This is a genomic window from Geodermatophilus sp. URMC 64 (genome assembly GCF_053502555.1).
This window is the reverse complement of record NZ_CP199955.1, coordinates 2,115,024-2,131,993: the sequence shown is the minus strand read 5'-3', so window position 1 is coordinate 2,131,993 and position 16,970 is coordinate 2,115,024. Positions and strand designations below refer to the sequence as shown.

At 73.2% G+C, this 16,970-nt stretch carries 18 protein-coding genes; 9 read left to right on the top strand and 9 right to left on the bottom strand.

Annotated features, from left to right (window positions below):
• Window positions 1-2 precede the first annotated feature (2 nt).
• Window positions 3-1,565, bottom strand: a complete 1,563-nt coding sequence (locus ACWIYF_RS10465; protein ID WP_448628063.1) for a long-chain-fatty-acid--CoA ligase — start codon at window positions 1,563-1,565, stop codon at window positions 3-5.
• Window positions 1,566-1,632: 67 nt separating this feature from the next.
• On the opposite strand from ACWIYF_RS10465, the gene ACWIYF_RS10460 reads away from it, so the two are divergent.
• Window positions 1,633-2,811 (top strand): acyl-CoA dehydrogenase family protein, encoded by a 1,179-nt coding sequence (locus tag ACWIYF_RS10460; RefSeq protein WP_448628062.1) that lies wholly within the window; start codon window positions 1,633-1,635, stop codon window positions 2,809-2,811.
• A 51-nt stretch (window positions 2,812-2,862) separates the two neighbouring features.
• Here the strand turns inward: ACWIYF_RS10460 and ACWIYF_RS10455 are convergent, their stop codons facing one another.
• From ACWIYF_RS10455 to ACWIYF_RS10445, 3 genes are all read right to left on the bottom strand, one after another.
• Window positions 2,863-3,336 (bottom strand): Dps family protein, encoded by a 474-nt coding sequence (locus ACWIYF_RS10455; protein WP_448628061.1) that lies wholly within the window; start codon window positions 3,334-3,336, stop codon window positions 2,863-2,865.
• 109 nt (window positions 3,337-3,445) lie between these two features.
• On the bottom strand, window positions 3,446-5,929 hold the full coding sequence (locus ACWIYF_RS10450; RefSeq protein WP_448628060.1) for an ATP-dependent Clp protease ATP-binding subunit: 2,484 nt from the start codon (window positions 5,927-5,929) through the stop codon (window positions 3,446-3,448).
• A 56-nt stretch (window positions 5,930-5,985) separates the two neighbouring features.
• Window positions 5,986-6,906, bottom strand: a complete 921-nt coding sequence (locus ACWIYF_RS10445) for a DnaJ C-terminal domain-containing protein (RefSeq protein WP_448628059.1) — start codon at window positions 6,904-6,906, stop codon at window positions 5,986-5,988.
• A gap of 174 nt (window positions 6,907-7,080) precedes the next feature.
• On the opposite strand from ACWIYF_RS10445, the gene ACWIYF_RS10440 reads away from it, so the two are divergent.
• The 7 genes from ACWIYF_RS10440 to ACWIYF_RS10410 all read left to right on the top strand — a co-directional run bounded on the left by ACWIYF_RS10440 (window position 7,081) and on the right by ACWIYF_RS10410 (window position 10,045).
• Window positions 7,081-7,830 carry a peroxiredoxin gene (locus ACWIYF_RS10440; RefSeq protein WP_448628058.1) on the top strand — a complete coding sequence of 250 codons (750 nt, stop codon included), beginning with the start codon at window positions 7,081-7,083 and terminating at the stop codon, window positions 7,828-7,830.
• Window positions 7,831-7,865: 35 nt separating this feature from the next.
• Window positions 7,866-8,174 (top strand): glutaredoxin family protein, encoded by a 309-nt coding sequence (locus ACWIYF_RS10435; RefSeq protein ID WP_448628057.1) that lies wholly within the window; start codon window positions 7,866-7,868, stop codon window positions 8,172-8,174.
• On the top strand, window positions 8,144-8,602 hold the full coding sequence (trxA, locus tag ACWIYF_RS10430) for a thioredoxin (protein WP_448628056.1): 459 nt from the start codon (window positions 8,144-8,146) through the stop codon (window positions 8,600-8,602). Before ACWIYF_RS10435 ends, trxA begins: the two co-directional genes overlap by 31 nt.
• A gap of 147 nt (window positions 8,603-8,749) precedes the next feature.
• Window positions 8,750-9,193 (top strand): Hsp20/alpha crystallin family protein, encoded by a 444-nt coding sequence (locus ACWIYF_RS10425; protein ID WP_448628055.1) that lies wholly within the window; start codon window positions 8,750-8,752, stop codon window positions 9,191-9,193.
• 171 nt (window positions 9,194-9,364) lie between these two features.
• Entirely contained in the window at window positions 9,365-9,673 is a 309-nt protein-coding gene (locus tag ACWIYF_RS10420; protein WP_448628054.1) for an alpha/beta fold hydrolase, read from the top strand.
• The gene (locus ACWIYF_RS10415) at window positions 9,564-9,896 is read left to right on the top strand and encodes a hypothetical protein (protein WP_448628810.1); all 333 of its coding nucleotides are present in this window, start codon (window positions 9,564-9,566) and stop codon (window positions 9,894-9,896) included. Before ACWIYF_RS10420 ends, ACWIYF_RS10415 begins: the two co-directional genes overlap by 110 nt.
• Window positions 9,893-10,045, top strand: coding sequence for a hypothetical protein (locus ACWIYF_RS10410; RefSeq protein ID WP_448628053.1), 153 nt, complete (start codon window positions 9,893-9,895; stop codon window positions 10,043-10,045). The genes ACWIYF_RS10415 and ACWIYF_RS10410 overlap by 4 nt, the downstream gene beginning before the upstream one ends.
• Window positions 10,046-10,088: 43 nt before the next feature.
• On the opposite strand, the gene ACWIYF_RS10405 is transcribed toward ACWIYF_RS10410, so the two are convergent.
• A complete protein-coding gene (locus ACWIYF_RS10405) occupies window positions 10,089-11,105 on the bottom strand; it encodes an SDR family oxidoreductase (RefSeq protein ID WP_448628052.1) in 1,017 nt (338 codons plus the stop codon).
• A gap of 118 nt (window positions 11,106-11,223) precedes the next feature.
• Between ACWIYF_RS10405 and ACWIYF_RS10400 the strand changes: the two genes are divergently transcribed.
• Complete coding sequence (locus tag ACWIYF_RS10400; protein ID WP_448628051.1) at window positions 11,224-12,192, top strand: quinone oxidoreductase family protein; 969 nt, start codon at window positions 11,224-11,226, stop codon at window positions 12,190-12,192.
• On the opposite strand, the gene ACWIYF_RS10395 is transcribed toward ACWIYF_RS10400, so the two are convergent.
• From ACWIYF_RS10395 to ACWIYF_RS10380, 4 genes are all read right to left on the bottom strand, one after another.
• Window positions 12,189-13,145 (bottom strand): VWA domain-containing protein, encoded by a 957-nt coding sequence (locus ACWIYF_RS10395; RefSeq protein ID WP_448628050.1) that lies wholly within the window; start codon window positions 13,143-13,145, stop codon window positions 12,189-12,191. The genes ACWIYF_RS10400 and ACWIYF_RS10395 overlap by 4 nt on opposite strands.
• Window positions 13,142-14,188 carry a DUF58 domain-containing protein gene (locus ACWIYF_RS10390; protein WP_448628049.1) on the bottom strand — a complete coding sequence of 349 codons (1,047 nt, stop codon included), beginning with the start codon at window positions 14,186-14,188 and terminating at the stop codon, window positions 13,142-13,144. Before ACWIYF_RS10390 ends, ACWIYF_RS10395 begins: the two co-directional genes overlap by 4 nt.
• On the bottom strand, window positions 14,185-15,366 hold the full coding sequence (locus ACWIYF_RS10385) for an AAA family ATPase (protein ID WP_448628048.1): 1,182 nt from the start codon (window positions 15,364-15,366) through the stop codon (window positions 14,185-14,187). The genes ACWIYF_RS10390 and ACWIYF_RS10385 overlap by 4 nt, the downstream gene beginning before the upstream one ends.
• A gap of 326 nt (window positions 15,367-15,692) precedes the next feature.
• Window positions 15,693-16,907 (bottom strand): C40 family peptidase, encoded by a 1,215-nt coding sequence (locus tag ACWIYF_RS10380; RefSeq protein WP_448628047.1) that lies wholly within the window; start codon window positions 16,905-16,907, stop codon window positions 15,693-15,695.
• Window positions 16,908-16,970 lie beyond the last annotated feature (63 nt).

Genomic DNA, 16,970 nt, shown 5'->3' with positions numbered 1-16,970 from the left:
TCTCAGGCGGGCGGTGCCTGCCCGACCCGCTGCCGCAGCACGTCCTTGACCACCTTGCCCGAGGCGTTGCGCGGCAGCGCGTCGACGACCGCGAGGTCGGTGGGCAGCTTGTAGCGGGCCAGGAACTGCGAGGCCCAGGAGCGCAGCTCCTCGATGTCGAGGGAGGCCGCCGCATCGTGCAGCGCGACCACGGCCACCGGGGTCTCGCCCCACGTGGCGTGGGCACGGCCCACGACGCTGACCTCGCGGATGGCGGGATGCCCCTCGAGGACGTTCTCCACCTCGGCGCAGTACACGTTCTCGCCGCCGGAGATGATCATGTCCTTGGCGCGGTCCACCACGTAGAGGAACCCCTCCTCGTCGACCCGCACCAGGTCGCCCGAGTGGAACCAGCCGCCGGCGAAGGCCTCGGCCGTGGCCTCCGGGTTCTGCCAGTACCCCTCCATGAGGGTCGGCCCCCGGTAGACGATCTCGCCCACCGCGCCCGGGGGGACGTCGTTCATCTCGCCGTCCACCACCCGCGCCGCGACGGTGGGCACCAGCCGCCCGACCGACCCCAGCTTGCGCACCGCGTCCTTCCCCTCCAGCACGCAGGTGACCGGTGACATCTCCGTCTGCCCGAACACGGCGACGTTCAGGGCGTCGGGGAACACCTCGGCCATGCGGCGCAGCAGGGTGTCCGACGCGGGCGCCGCGCCCCACGAGGTCACCCGCAGGGCGGAGAGGTCGCGGCCGGCCACGGTCGGGTCGGCGCAGAGCGCCTGCCACTGGGTGGGCACGAGGAAGACGCTGGTGATCCGCTCCCGCTCGAACAGGTCGAGGACGTGCCCGGCGTCGAACGCCCCGCTGGGCAGCACGACGAGCGTTCCGCCGATGAGGATCAGCGGCACGATCGAGCCGATCGCCCCGATGTGGAACATCGGGGCGGCCACCAGGTTGACCTCGCCCTCCCCGTTCAGCTGGAAGGCACGGATGATCGTCAGCGCCTGGCACTGCAGGTTCTGATGGGTGAGGACGGCGCCCTTCGGCCTCCCCGTCGTGCCGGAGGTGTACATGATCAGCGCGGGGCTGTCCTCGGGCACGTCGACCGGCGGAGCGGGCGGACCGCTCTCCTCCATCAGCGACTCGTACGGCTCCATGCCGGGCCGGCCCGGGCCGTCGACCACCACGGTCGGCAGCGGCTCGGGCAGCCGGTCCACCGCGTCGCGGCCCAGGGCCGCGGTGGTGCCGTCGACGACGAGCAGCCGCGCGCCGGAGTTCTCCAGGATGTAGGCAGCCTCCGGCCCGGTGAGCCGGAAGTTCACCGGGACGGCGAGGGCACCCAGCCGGTTGGCGGCGAGCACCGTCTCCATGAACTCCGGCCGGTTGCCCATGAGGACGGCGACTCGGTCACCGGCGGCGACGCCGCGGCGGCTCATCGCGTCGGCCAGCGCCCGCACGCGGTCGCGCAGCTGCGCCCACGTCGTCGTCCGGCCCTGGAACCGGAAGGCCGGGCGGTCCGGGACCGCGAAGCCGTGCCGCTCGACGTGGTTGTTCCAGTGGTTGCGCCGCGCCGCGTCGGGCATCGCCGTACCGTCGGCGTTCCCTCCCTGGGACACGAGCGGATCGTTCCCGAGCCTGCCGGAGAGCCCCATGGACTTCACTCTGCCCGACACCGCCCTCGCCGTGCGCGACGGCGTCGGCGCCGTCGCGGCCCGGTACGACCACGCGTACTGGTCCCGCTGCGAGGACGAGCACCGCTTCCCCGTCGAGGCCTGGCGCGACCTGGCCGACGGCGGATGGATCGGGCTGTCGGTGCCGGAGGAGTACGGCGGGGGCGGCCAGGGGATGCTGGAGCTCGCGGTGGCCTGCGAGACGCTCGCCGCCTCCGGCGGGACCGCCGGGATCTTCCTGTACATCCTCACGCCCGGCTTCGGGGCGATGACCCTGGCCCGGCACGGCACCGCGGAGCAGCGGGAGGCGATCCTGCCCGGCGTCGCCACCGGCGACGTCCAGTTCTGCCTGGCCCTGACCGAGCCCGACGCCGGCAGCAACGCCCTCGAGATCACGACGTCGGCGCGGCGGGACGGCGACGACTTCCTGCTGCGCGGGCAGAAGGTCTGGATCTCGGGGATCGAGAACGCGCGCTGGATGATCGCCGTCACCCGGACGACGCCCGCCCCGGAGGCCAAGCCGCGCACCTCCGGCTTCACCCTGTTCCTCGTCGACGTGGCGGAGGCGGTGGCCGCCGGCACGCTGACCTACACGCCGATCCGCAAGCTAGGCGGCAACGTCGTCACGTCGAGCCAGGTCTGGTTCGACGACGTCCGCGTGCCGGCGTCCCGGGTGCTGGGCGCGGTGGACCGCGGCTTCGAGGTGCTGTGGGACGTCCTGAACCCGGAGCGGATCCTGGCCGCCGCCGGGGGTGTCGGCTCGGCCGAGGCGTCCCTGCGGGTGGCGTGCGACTACGCCCGCGAGCGGCAGGTGTTCGGCCGGCCGATCGGCGCCAACCAGGCGGTCCAGTTCCCGCTCGCGCAGATCAAGGCCAAGACGGAGCTCGCCCGCCTCATGACCTACAAGGCGGCGTGGCTGTTCGACCAGGGCCTGCCGTGCGGCACCGAGACGAACGTGGCCAAGCTGACCGGCGCGCAGGCGGCGTGGGAGGCGGCCGACCGGGCGTTCCAGGTCTTCGGCGGCATGGCCTACAGCAAGGAGTTCCCGGTGGAGCGGCTCTTCCGCGACGCGCGGATCGGCAAGAACATCCCGGTCGCGGAGGAGCTCGTCCTCGCCCACATCGGCACGCAGGTGCTGGGCCTCCCGCGCAGCTACTGACGGGTGCACCTGGCCCCGGTCGCGGGGTACGGGGTGCCCGGCGCTCCGGCCTCAGCGGGGCTCGTTCTCCGCCTGCCACATCCAGTGGTGCTTCTCCAGCACCCCCGTGACCTCGATCAGGAGCTCCTGCGACACGGGATCGTCCCGCGTCGCGTCGATGCGTTCTCGCATCCGCCCGATCACCTCGTCGAAGGCCTGGACGAAGAAGCTGATCGCCTCGCCGGCCGGGATCCAGGCGAGTGGCGGCTGCGAGAGACCGGACTGCTCCTGCAGGGCCGTCACCCGGCCATCGGGCAGCACGCCGATCGCGGCCGCCCGTTCGGCGAGCGTGTCGGAGTACTGGCGGGAGGTGGCCACGACGTCGTCCAGTTGCAGGTGCACGCTGCGGAAGTGGGATCCCACCACCGTCCAGTGCACCTGCGTGGCGACCAGGCCGAGGTCGATCAGGTCGACGACGGCACCCTGCAGGGACTCCCCCACCGTCTTGCGGACGTCCTCGGGAAGCCGGCTTCCGATCTCTGCCATGGGCGGTTCCTCCTTCGATGCATCGTGGTCGGCACCGGCCACGGCCCTGCGACCCGCGCCCGCAGGACCGTGGCGGTGACGTCACGCCGGGACGATCACTTCAGGACGATCACTTCAGGACGATGTCGTCACCGGCGATGTCGACGTGGACCGTGTCGCCGTCCCGGTACACCCCCGAGAGCAGTTCCAGGGCCAGCGGGTCGACGATCGCGTGCTGGATCAGCCGCTTCAGCGGCCGCGCGCCGTAGTCCGGGTCGTAGCCGCGTCGGGCCAGCCAGCGTCGGGCGTCGTCGCTGACCTCGAGGACGAGCTTCCGCTCGGCCATCCGCGTCTCCAGCTGACGGAGCTGGATCTCCAGGACCTGCGCGATGTCGTCCTCGGTGAGCGACCGGAACCGCACGATCTCGTCGACCCGGTTGATGAACTCCGGCTTGAAGAAGTCGGCCGGGTCGCCGGGCAGGTTCGAGGTCATGATCAGCACGGTGTTCGTGAAGTCCACCGTCCGGCCCTGGCCGTCGGTGAGCCGCCCGTCGTCCAGGACCTGCAGGAGGATGTTGAAGACGTCGGGGTGCGCCTTCTCGATCTCGTCCAGCAGGACGACGGCGTACGGACGCCGGCGGACCGTCTCCGTGAGCTGGCCGCCCTCGTCGTAACCCACGTAGCCCGGCGGTGCTCCGACCAGGCGGGACACGGAGTGCTTCTCCATGTACTCGCTCATGTCGATCCGGACCATCGCCCGCTCGTCGTCGAACAGGAACTCCGCCAGGCTGCGGGCGAGCTCGGTCTTGCCCACCCCCGTGGGGCCGAGGAACAGGAAGCTGCCGATGGGCCGGTTGCGGTCGGCCAGTCCCGAGCGGCTTCGCCGGATGGCGTTGGCGACGGCCCGGACGGCGGCGTGCTGGCCGACCACGCGGGCGTGCAGGACGTCCTCCATGCGCACCAGCTTGGCGACCTCACCCTGCATGAGGCGCGCGACCGGGATGCCGGTCCAGCGGCTGACGACCTCCGCGACGTCCTCCTCGTCGACCTCCTCCTTCAGCATCTTCTGGGTCGCCTGCAGCTCGGCCAGCCGCTCGGTGGCCTGTTCGACCTCGCGCTCCAGCTGCGGGATGCGGCCGTAGCGGATCTCCGCCGCCCGGTTCAGGTCGGTCTCCCGCTCGACCTCGCCGCGCAGGGTCTCCAGTTCCTCCTTGAGCCCGCGGATCCGCCCGATCGCCTCCTTCTCGGCCTGCCAGTGCGCCTTCATCGACGCCGACTGCTCGCGCAGCTCCGCCAGCTCGCGGTCGAGCCCCTCCAGGCGCTCGCGGCTGACGTCGTCGGTCTCCTTGGCCAGCGCCAGCCGCTCGATCTCCAGCTGCCGGACCCGCCGTTCGATGACGTCGATCTCCGTGGGCAGGGAGTCGATCTCGATCCTCAGCCGGCTGGCCGCCTCGTCGATCAGGTCGATCGCCTTGTCGGGCAGGAACCGGCCGGTGACGTACCGGTGGGAGAGCACCGCGGCGGCCACCAGCGCGGCGTCCTGGATGCGGACGCCGTGGTGCACCTCGTAGCGCTCCTTGAGGCCGCGCAGGATCGCGATCGCGTCCTGCACCGACGGCTCGCCGACGAAGACCTGCTGGAAGCGGCGCTCCAGAGCCGGGTCCTTCTCGATGTGCTTGCGGTACTCGTCCAGCGTCGTGGCGCCTATCATGCGCAGCTGCCCGCGGGCGAGCATCGGCTTGAGCATGTTGCCGGCATCCATCGAGCCCTCGGCCGAGCCGGCACCGATCACGGTGTGCATCTCGTCGAGGAAGGTGATCACCTGTCCCTCGGCGTCGGCGATCTCCTGCAGCACGGCCTTGAGCCGCTCCTCGAACTCACCCCGGTACTTGGCGCCGGCCACCATCGAGGCGAGGTCGAGCGCGATCAGCCGCTTGTTCTTCAGGCTCTCCGGGACGTCCCCCTCGACGATCCGGCGGGCCAGCCCTTCGGCGATCGCGGTCTTGCCGACGCCGGGCTCACCGATCAGGACCGGGTTGTTCTTGGTCCGGCGGGACAGCACCTGGACGACGCGGCGGATCTCCTCGTCGCGGCCGATGACCGGGTCGAGCTTGCCCTTGCGGGCCTCCTCGGTCAGGTCGCGGCCGTACTTCTCCAGCGCCTGGTACTGCTCCTCGGCGTCCTGCGAGGTGACGCGGTGACTGCCGCGGACCTGCTGGAGCCCGGCGAGCAACTGCTCCCTGGCGACCTGCAGGTGGTCGGCGAGGGCCAGCAGCAGGTGCTCGGTGGAGACGTACTCGTCGTGCAGCTGCTGGCGCGCGTGGTCGGCCTCCTCGATCGCGGTACGCAGTTCGCGACCGATCTGCGGCTCGGACCCGTAGGCGTGCGGCAGGCGGTCGAGGGCCTCGGTCACGCGCCCACGCAACGCCGGGATGCCGATCCCGGCCTTCTGCAGCAGCGGCAGGACAACGCCGTCGTCCTGGCCGAGGAGCGCGGCGACCAGGTGGTCGGGCGTGACCTCCGGATGCGACTCGTCCCGAGCCCGCTCGACGGCGGCCTGGACGGCCTCCTGGGTCTTGCGTGTCCAGCGGGTGGGGTCGAATGCGCTGGCCACGGTGGAGCACCTCCTCACGGTCGTGGGGTCTGGGTGGCGGGGTGTGAGCCGGTGGCTCACACCCCCAGATGGGCTCGCGGCGACCCGGGGATCGCCGCCGCCAGTGCCTGCACGGCAGCCCGCTGGCGCTCGTCCAGCTCTCTCGGCACGTCCACGTCGACGGTCACCAGCAGGTCTCCCGCGCCGCCGGGGGCCGGCACACCGCGGCCGTGGACCCGGAAGGTGGTCCCGCTCCTGGTCCCGGGCGGGACGCGGACCGTGACCGGGCGGTCGATCGTCGGCACCCGCACGTCGGCGCCCAGGGCGGCCTCGGGGAAGGTCACCGGCACGGTGAGCGCGAGGTCGCGGCCGTCCCGCCGGAAGTACGGGTGCGGTGCCACCCGCACGCGGACCACCAGGTCACCGGGCGGCACACCGTTCTCCCCCGGCTGCCCCCGTCCGGCCAGCCGGACGGTCTGTCCGTCGGCGATCCCCGGCGGGATCCGGGCGGTGACGCTGCGCGCCCCCAGCCGGAGCCGGCGCGTGGTGCCCCGGACGGCCTCCTCGAACGGCAGTTCCACCGAGGTCTCGAGGTCGGCTCCGCGGCGGGGTCGGGCAGCACTCCACCCGCCGTCCTCGGCGGTGACGTGGCCGAACAGGTCCTCGACGGTGACCCGGCGTCCCTCCGCCCGTGGGCCGCGCCGGGTGACCCGCACGGACTGACCGTGCGGCCAGTCGTGGCCGCCCGTCGGTCGGCCGGTGCGGGCGAGTCGGCGGACCTCGTCGTACTCGCGGCGGCGGGCGGGGTCGTGCAGCACCTCGTAGGCCGACGTGACCTCCCGGAACCGCTCCCCGTCCCCGGCATCCGGATTCGTGTCCGGGTGCAGCTCGCGGGCCAGGCGGCGGTAGGCGCGGGTGATCTCCTTGTCCGAGGCGGACGCCTCGACGCCGAGCACGCGGTAGTAGTCCTTGTCCAGCCACTCCGCGGTCATGGCCATCGGCCTGCACTCCTTTCCTGCCGCCGGGCACGTTCGCCGAACCCCTGTCGCAGCACCTCGACAGACGTTGCACGGGCCGAGGAAATTCCTGCGCCAACTATAGGTTTCCTATGGCGCAAGATCGAGGTAAGGGTGGTCGCGCGCAAACGCGACGACCTGGCAAGGGGGTTGCTGATGGCAACGACGATCTCCGGGCCGGTGGCGGGCTCGACCCGGATGGCCCGGCTGGAACAGCGCTTCGCCGAGCTCGGTGAACGGCTCGACGACTCGCCGGTGACCGAGGCGCTCTCGGTCCTGCACGCGATGGTGCAGGAGGTGGCGAGCCGGTCTGCATCCGACGGTGGCTCTTCCGCGACCGGTGCAGCGGCGGACGGCGAGACCACGCTCCGCGATGTCGCGGACCTCTACCTGACCGCCCCGCCGATGGGAGGGGCGGCGGAGTCGGCCGGCCTGGCCGTCGGCACCCGGGCGCCCGACTTCACCCTCCCGGACGCGGACGGCCGGCCGGTGAGCCTGTCGGACTTCCGTGGCCGGCCCGTGGTGCTGGTGTTCTACCCGCTCGACTGGAGCCCCGGCTGCAGTCGGCAGCTGGAGCTCTACCAGCAGGAACTCGCGGAGTTCGAGCGCCGGGGTGCCGCCCTGGTGGGCATCTCGGTGGACTCGCTGTACAGCCACGGCGCGTGGGCCGCGGTCCGGGGGCTGACCTTCCCGCTGCTGTCGGACTTCCACCCACGCGGAGAGGTCGCTCGCCGGTACGGCGTGTGGCGGGAGTCCGACGGCTTCAGCGAGCGGGCTCTCTACGTGGTGGACGCCGACGGGGTGATCCGCTGGGCGCACGTCTCACCGCAGGTGGACCACCTGCCCGACATCTACGAACTCTTCACCGCGCTCGACGAGGTCGCCGGCCGCCGGGCGGCGGCCTGACGTCGGAGGCGCCGCGACATCCGAAGGAGGACTCGATGACGACCACGTACATGGTCCCGATGCAACCGGCCGTCACCGTGCGGCCGGCCGTCGCGACCGCGCCGGTCACCGTCTACGGCAACCGGTGGTGCGGGATCACCCAGATGACCCGCCGGCTCCTCGACCGCGCCGGGGTGCCCTACCAGTACGTCGACCTCGATCTCCACCCGGAGGCCGGGCGCCGACTTCGCTGGATGACCGGCGGCGTCCTGCGCCATCCGGTCGTGAACGTCGGCGGGCAGTGGCTCGAGCAACCGACCGGGAGGGAGCTGCGATGGGCACTGGCACGGCACGGCCTGCTCTGACCATCTGCCCGAGCTGCGGACGGCGCAACCGGCTTCCCGCCGCCGCACGGGGCAGGCCCCGTTGCTCGGCCTGCCACGCCGACCTGCCCTGGCTGGTCGCGGCGGGGGACGCCGACTTCGATGCCGTCGTGACGGAGAGCCGTCTGCCGGTGCTGGTGGACGTCTGGGCGCCCTGGTGCGGGCCGTGCCGCACCGTCGCCCCGATCGTGGAGCAGCTGGCGCGGGATCGGGCCGGGCGGCTCAAGGTGACCAAGGTCGACGCCGACACCGCGCCCGCCGTGAGCTCACGACTCCGGGTGAGCGGCATCCCGACGCTGCTGCTGTTCGTCGACGGCCGGGAGCAGGCACGGCTCGTCGGCGCCCAGCCCGCGACCACCATCCAGCGCTGGCTCGACCAGCACCTGGGGGCAGCCCAGCAGGCTCGCTGACGGAGGACTGGGATGACGACGATGCTGCCGAGCCCCTGCGACCGGCCGGGATGCCTCCGCCCGCCGCGCGCGCACACGGGAATCTGCAGCGGCTGCTAGAAGTTTTCGTGTACGTAGGTATCGACCACTCCGAGAGGAGGACTCCAGATGACGCTGCCTGTGCTGAACCGACAGAGGGCTCCGGAACGGTGGGGCCCCTTCCGTGAGCTGGACGAGCTGTACGACCGCGTCGCGAAGCTGTGGGAGGCCGGCCCGCTCAGCGCCCTGGATCGTTGGGTCCCGCTGGGCGACCTGGAGGAGACCGATGACGCCTACGTCGTCGAGCTGGAGGTGCCGGGCCTGGCACGTGACGACGTCGACGTGCAGCTCGACGACCGGGTCCTGACCGTCTCCGGGGAGATCCAGGAGAAGAAGCGCACCGGCATCCTGCACCGGCGCACCCGCAAGGTGGGCAAGTTCCACTACGCGGTGACCCTCCCGGCCGAGGTCGACGACGAGCACGTCGAGGCCTCGCTCCGGGACGGCGTCCTGACCGTCCGGGTTCCGAAGTCCTCGCAGAACCGGCGTCGCCGCATCCCGATCACTCGCTGATCCCCAGCGCGCCGTCAGGGTCGGCGACAGCGGGCGTCGGGTAGGAGAGGCCGGCGCGTCCCCCGGAGCGCATGCGCGGGCTCGACGCGGGAACACCGGCCCCCTACCCGACGGCCGGGGCTCGATCGGCGCGCCGATCGGGGTTGCGTTCAAGGCAGCGGGCCGCCCCTGGTGCTCCTGCCCGGGCTGGCCAGCACCCTGGCGGAGTTCCGAGCCGTGACGCCGGCGCTCGCCCGACGCTACGACGTCCTGGCTCTCGACCTGCCGGGGCAGGGGCGGTCGCCGGCGGTGCCCCCCGCCGCACGTCCTGGACTCGTCCCTCGGTGGCCGCCTCGGCCTGGAGCTGGCTCGGCGCCACCGGGCACGCACGGTGGTCGCGATCGCGCCGACCGGACCGCTGAGCCCGCTCGAGCGCGCTCACCAGGCGGCGGCGCTCGCGGCGGCACGACTCGGCCACAGCGGCCTCGCGCCGGCTGCTGACCCGCTCCTGCGCTCCGCGGTCCTCCGCACGGCAGCGCTGGGCCTCCCGCGCGCCCGTGGATGGCGGACGTCGGCCGACGAGGCGACGGATCTGGTCCGCGGCTTCGCGGAGGCGGAGGACTTCTGGCGTCTGCTGCGCCACGCCGTCCTGCCCGAGGTCACGCTGGACTACCACGACGTCGGCTGCCTGCTCCTCATCGCACAGGGACGCACGACGTCGTGACGCTGAGCCAGGCCGCGTGGCTGGCGGTGCTGGTGCCCGGCGCCCGATTCCGCGTGCTTCCCTTCGCTGGCCACAGCGGGATCGCCGACGTCCCGGGGCGGGTGATCCGCCTCGTGGACGAGGCCGCGGCGACGGCCGGCGACGGGTGACGCCGCGGGGTGGTCGCGGTGGGACGGACGTGGCCTGCATGGACTACCGGATCAACGGCCGCAGGACGAATCCCGCCACCGCCAGCGCCTCGGCCGCCAAGGGGATCCGCTTCACGATCGGCTGCCGCCGCAGAGACGTGTAGAGGCTGCGCGGCCAGGCACTGTCGTCGAAGCCGTCCCGTGCGGTGTCGTGGCCGTCCAGCGGGGCGAAGAGGTTGTCCGGCGCATCGGCCGGCTTCGGCTCCCCGGTGTCGTGCGCCTCGAAACCGAGCCGGACCATGAGCCCGTCGATCAGGCGCGGCGCGAGCTTCTCGCCGAGGATGAGGACCTTCGCCGACCCGCCGACGACCAGATCCCGGACGGGGTTCTCCGCGGCGTACCGGATCGCGTCGACCACCACGTCCGGCTGGTAGATCGGCGGCGGCGCGACGGGCTTGACCCCGATCTTCGTCCGGGCCTGGTCGAACAACGGCGTGTTGATCGTCGCCGGCATGACGTTGGTGACGCTGACCGGCAGATCGTCACGGCGCACCTCGGTCCGCAGCGTCTCGAGGAACCCGTCGAGGCCGTGCTTGGAGGCGCAGTAGGCGGTCTGCAGGGGCACGCCCCGCTTGGCACCCATCGACGAGATGTGGATCAGCGCCCCGCCCTGCCGCTTCAGGTGCGGGAGAGCGGCCATGGCGCCGTGGACCTGCCCCATCAGGTTCACGTCGACGACCCGCTGGAACTCCTCCGCTGTCGTCTGCTCGAACGGGGCGACGAGCAGGACGGCGGCGGCGTGCACCCACGTGTCCAGCCGGCCGTACTCGGTCACCGCACGCTGTGCCACCCGTCGCGTCTGGGCGGGGTCGGTCACGTCCGCGACCTCGAGGCAGGCCGTGCCTCCGCGGGCCCGGATCTCCTCGACCAGCGACCGGAGTCCGGTTTCCCCGCGCGCGGCGACGACGACCTTCGCCCCTTCCGCGGCGAACGTGGCCGCGGTCGCGCGACCGATCCCGCTGGATGCACCCATCACGACGACGACCTGATCGCGGACTGGCTTCAACTTCGGCTGCGGCATCCGCCGCCACTACCCAGAGGGGAGGTGGGCGACCGGCGTGTCGGCCCGATGTGGTGCGAGAGACAGCGGCACTGCGCCTCGACGCAGGCCCGCGCGGCCACGCCCTAGCCTCACCTCCATGCGTGCCGTGCAGATCACCCGCTTCGGCGGCCCCGAGGTCCTCGACGTCGTCGACCTCCCCGATCCGACGCCCGGGGAGGGTGAAGAGCTCTACGACGTCTCCGCCGCCGGCATCAACTACGCCGACACCCACCAGACCGAGAACAGCTACCTCGCCGCCCAGGAGCTGCCGCTGATCCCGGGAACCGAGTTCGTCGGCCGCGCCGGCGACGGTCCGCGGGTGGTCGGGCTCGCCCCGGCCGGTGGCTACGCCGAGAAGGTGGTCGCGCCGCCGCGCCTGACCTGGGAGGTCCCGGACGCGGTCAGCGACGAGCAGGCACTCGCGTTGGTGGTGCAGGGCGCGACGGCCTGGCACATGCTGCGGACCTGCTCACACCTGCAGCCCGGCGAGTCGGTCGTGGTGATCGCGGGGGCGGGCGGCGTCGGATCACTGGCGGTCCAGCTGGCCAAGCACTGGGGCGCCGGCCGGGTGATCGCCACCGCGTCGAGCCCGGAGAAGCGCGCGCTCACCGAGGAACTCGGCGCCGACGCCAGCGTCGATCCCGCGCTGGCCGACGACGACCCGAAGCAGTTCACCGCCGCGCTGCGGGAGGCCAACGGCGGGCACCGCGTCGACATCGTGCTGGAGATGACCGGCGGCCACGTCTTCGACGGGTCGATGTCCGCGCTGGCTCCCTTCGGTCGCCTCGTGGCCTACGGGATGGCCGGCCGGGTGCCCCCGAAGCCGATCAACGCGCCGTCCCTCATGGGGACCAGCCGAGCGGTGATCGGCTTCTGGCTGGCCCACTGCATGAGCCGTCCCGAGATGATGGACGCGGCCATGGAGGAGTTGCTGCCGATGGTCGCCGAGGGCGTGCTGAAGCCGGTCGGCGGCGGGCGCTACCCGCTGTCCGCCGTCCGCGAGGCGCACCAGGACCTGCTCGCCCGCCGCACCACCGGCAAGCTGGTCCTGGACCCCTCGCGCTAGAGCAGGCGGCTGGTCCAGAGCAGGCTGAGGACGGCGCCGAGGAAGGCCAGGAGAACGCCGACCCGCACGAACCACGGGCTGATGTCGTGCGGTTCGGTCGTGTACCCGATCTGGCTGCCGAGGTCGGCGTAGACCTTCTCCAGCTCCGCGGCGCTGGCCGCCTCGCTGTAGCTGCCGCCGGTCTCGTCGGCGATCTTCTTCAGCGTCGCCCGGTCCACCGGCACCGGCACCGTCTCGCCGTTGAGGTCGAGCGTGCCGTAGTCGGTGCCGAACGCGATCGTCGAGACCGGGATCTGCGCGGCGGTCGCCGCGTCGATCGCCTGGGTGTCGTCGCGGCCGACGGTGTTGTAGCCGTCGGAGAGCAGCACGACGCGGGCCGGCGGGAGGTCCTTGCTGGGCGTGTCCAGGCTGTCCTGGAAGTTCTCGATCGCGGTCAGGGAGGTGAACACCGCCTCACCGATCGCCGTCGCCTCGGCCAGCTCCAGGTGGTCGATCGCGGCCCGCACCTGCGCGCGGTCGGTGGTCGGCGGCACCAGCGTGGTCGCCGAGCCGGCGAACGAGACCAGCCCCAGGTTGATCCGCTCCGGCAGCACGTCGACGAACTGCTTGGCCGCGGTCTGCATCGCCTGGAACCGGGTGGGCTCGATGTCGGTGGCCTTCATCGACAGCGACACGTCGACCGCCATGATCACCGTCGCCCGCTCCCGCGGGACGCGGACCTCGCTGCTCGGGACGGCGAGGGACACCACGAGCGCCGCCAGCGCCAGCGCGACCAGCCCGAAGGCCAGGTGCCGGCGCCAGCCCGGCCGCTTGGGAACCAGCGTGCCCAGCAGCGCGACGTTGGTGAACCGCGCGGCGTAGCGCTTGCGGCGCAGCTGCAGCCACACGTACAGGCCGACCAGCGCGGCGACCGCCAGGAGCAGCAGCAGCCAGACCGGGGACTGGAAGCTCATCGGGAGGCACCTCCGGTGCCGGCGCGCCGGCGGTCGGCGACGAAGCGAACGACGTCCATGAGCCAGTCGCGGTCGGTGCGCAGCTGCAGGTGCCCGGCGCCGGCCCGCCGCAGTGCGGCGGCGATCGCCTGGCGCTGCGCGGCGGCCCCCTCGGCGAAGCGCCGGCGGAACTCCGCGTTGCCCGTCGGCACCTCCAGGGTCTGCCCGCTCTCCGGGTCGACCACCGTCAGGTCGCCGACGTCCGGCAGCTCGAGCTCGCGCGGGTCGACCACCTCCACGGCGAGCAGTTCGTGCCGGGCCGACAGGCCGCGCAGCGGCCGCTCCCAGTCGCTGTCGCCCAGGAAGTCGGAGAGGACGACGACCAGCCCGCGGCGGCGGTGCGGACGGCGCAGCGTCTCCAGCGCCGCGGCCAGGTCGCCGCGGCGGCCGCCGGAGGCCCGCGGCGTCGCCACGACCGAGCGCAGCAGCCGCTCCGCCGCCAGCCGGCCGTTCATCGCCGGGTAGCGGTCCACCCGCTCGCCGGTGGTGACCACCGCGCCGAGCCGGTTGCCGCCGTGCACGGTCAGGTGGCTGACCGCGGCCAGCCCGGCGATGACCAGGTCGCGCTTCTGGCAGTTCGCCGTCCCGAAGTCCAGGCTGGCCGACAGGTCGACGACCGCCCAGGTCTCCAGCTCGCGGTCGGCGATCGTCTCGCGGACGTGCGGCACCTGGGTGCGCGCGGTGACCGGCCAGTCCATCCGCCGGACGTCGTCCCCGGGGTGGTAGGTCCGCGAGTCGCCGGCCTCGCTGCCCGAGCCGGGCACGAGGCCGAGGTGGTCGCCCTGCAGCAGCCCGTCGAGGCGGCGGCGGACGGTCAGCTCCAGCCGGCGCAGCAGCACGTCGGCGGGACCGTCGGTGAACCGCGGCGGCGCGCCGTCGCCGGCCCCCGGGTCGATGCCGGAGCCCGGCGTTCCCGCGGCGGCGTGCAGCAGCAGCCCGGGATGGGCCGGTCCGGCCGGCGGCGCCTCCTCGGGTGCGCCACCCCGGCGGAACAGCGGGGTCACGAGCCCTGGGAGCTCTGCGGACCCTGGACGAAGCCGTTGCCCTGCGGAGCGGGCGCGCCGTTCGGGGCCGTCGGCGGCTGCGGGCCGGCCGCCTGCGGACCCGGCGGGCCGTAGTGCACCGGCCCGGCCGGCGGCACGGGGAACACGGGGCCCTGCGGCACGTGCGGGCCGCCCGGCGCGCTCGCGCCGTAGCCGGCGGCCCGCTGGCGCGGCGCCACCTGCGGCAGCGGGACCGTCTGCACGATCCGCTTGACCACGTGGTCGGCCGGCACGCCGTCGGCCAGCGCGTCGTAGGAGAGCACCAGCCGGTGCCGGAGCACGTCGGAGGTGACGTCCAGGACGTCCTGCGGCAGCACGTAGTCGCGGCCCCGGATCAGCGCCAGCGCACGGGCCGCGGCGATCAGGCCGAGGGAGGCGCGCGGGCTGGCCCCGTACGACACCCAGGTCGCGACGTCGTCCATGCCGTGCTGGCGCGGCGACCGGGTGGCCACGACCAGCCGGACGACGTAGTCGACGAGGGCGTGGTGCACGAAGACGTGCGACGCGGTCTTCTGCATGCGCAGCAGGTCGCCGGGCTCGAGCACGGTGTCGGCCACCGGGGGCTCCGAGCCCATCCGGTAGATGATCTCGCGCTCCTCCTCGGGGCTGGGGTAGTCGACGAGCACCTTCATGAGGAACCGGTCCCGCTGCGCCTCGGGCAGCGGGTAGACGCCCTCGGACTCGATCGGGTTCTGCGTGGCCAGCACCAGGAACGGGTCGGGCAGCGGATGCGTGACGCCGCCGATGGAGACCTGCCGCTCGGCCATGACCTCGAGCAGCGCCGACTGCACCTTCGCCGGCGCACGGTTGATCTCGTCGGTGAGCACGAAGTTGGCGAACACCGGGCCGAGCTCGGTGGCGAAGGTGTCCTGACCGGCCTTGTAGATGCGGGTGCCGATGATGTCGGCCGGCACCAGGTCGGGGGTGAACTGCAGGCGGGCGAACGTGCCGCCGACGACGGTGGCCAGGGTCTCGACGGCGAGGGTCTTGGCCACACCGGGAACGCCCTCGAGCAGGACGTGGCCGCGGGCGAGCAGCGCCACGAGCATGCGCTCCACCAGCCGGTCCTGACCGACGATGACCCGCTTGATCTCGAACAGGACCCGCTCCAGCCGCGCCGCGTCCGCCGAGGGGGGCACCGGCGCGCCCGCTCCGACAGCGGAGCTGCCGGACGGCGAACTGCCGGAGGGGGTCTCGAGCGGAGTGCTGGCGGCGCTGGTCACGTGGCTCCCTGGTCCTGCCGATCCGCGACCTTCCGCGCAGAAGGCCGTCGACGGGCGGCGTGCCCGTCGACGGCCAGTGTCCTACAGGTTCCTGAGCGAGCGCTGTGCCTCCGGGGCGACACGACGTGTGTGCACACCCCTGCCGGGGAGGGCGCGATCACTGCTAGCCTGGATTCCGCGTCGGGCAGCTCCCCCCGTGGCTGCCCGACGCCCTTTGTCTTTGTGGCCCGGTCAGCGCGAGTTCATGCGCTCGGGCGCACCGCGCCGGCGTACCCGGTCCACCACATCCTCGAGACCTTGACGACGTCGCCGCTCTCCGGCGCCTGCAGCACCGTGCCGTCGCCCAGCCAGATCGCCACGTGGTGGATCGTGCCGGGGTCGGCCGGGTCGTTCGCCCAGAACACCAGGTCACCCGCCTGCAGGTCGGACCTGGCCACCTTGGGCAGGTCCGCGTACTGCGCCCGGCTGTTGCGCGGGATCGAGATCCCCGCCTGGTAGTAGGCGTACTGGGTCAGGCCGCTGCAGTCGAACCCGACCACGTTCGCGTCCAGGTCGATGCCGAGGCCCGGGCCGTGCGCGCCGCCGCCGCCCCACGAGTAGCGGGTGCCGAGGTAGGCCATGCCGGCGTCGATCGCCGCCTGCGCGGCGGACGCCGAGCCCGGGCCGGCCTCCGTCCGGTCGACCGGGTCGGCGTTCGAGCCGGCCGTCGCGGTGGAGGAGACCTGGCGGGCCAAGCGGTCGGCGGCCTGCTGCTCGCCGACGAGCTCGACCAGCTCGGCCTCCGCCCGGTCGAGCTCGTCCTGCAGATCGGCCTGCTCGGCGGCGACCTCGGCCGCCTTCGCGCGGGCCTCGCGCTCGGCGTCCTGGGCCACGGTCAGCGCCTGGGCCGCCTGCTCTTTCAGCACGTCGGCCTCGGCCAGGGAGCTCCGGGCGGCGGCGTCGGCCCGGTCGGCCTGCTCGCGCGCCACGGCGAAGCGGTCGACCTCGTCGGTGCGGTGCGCGCCCGCGGCGTCGAGCAGGGCGGCCCGCTCGACGAGCTCGGCCGGGTCGGCCGAGGTGACCAGCGCGGCCGCCCCGGCGTAGGTGCTGTGCGACATGAAGCTGCGGCGGGCGAACGCGATCAGCGCGTCCTCGGCCGCCTGCTCGTCGGCCTCGGCCTGCGCGGCAGCGGCCGCGGCCTGCTCCGCGGCGGCCTGCGCGGCCTCGAAGCCGGCCTGCTTGGCCTGGTAGTCGTCCAGCGCGATGGCCGAGGAGGCCTGCGCGCGGGAGACGGCGGTCCGTGCGTCGGCCAGCTCGGCCGACAGCGCGTCGATCCGGTCGGCGGCGGCGTCGGCGGCGGCCTGCGCCTGCTGCACCTGGGTGTCGGTGGGCCGCCGGGGAGCGGCCGAGGCCGGTCCGGCGGTGACGCCGAGGGTGAGCGCAGCGGTCAGCAGGACGCCGGTCGCCGTCCCCACCACGCGCCCAGGAGCTCTGCGCGCACGCACGAAAACCGACCTCTTCTCCACCGGTGCGCAGCCCTC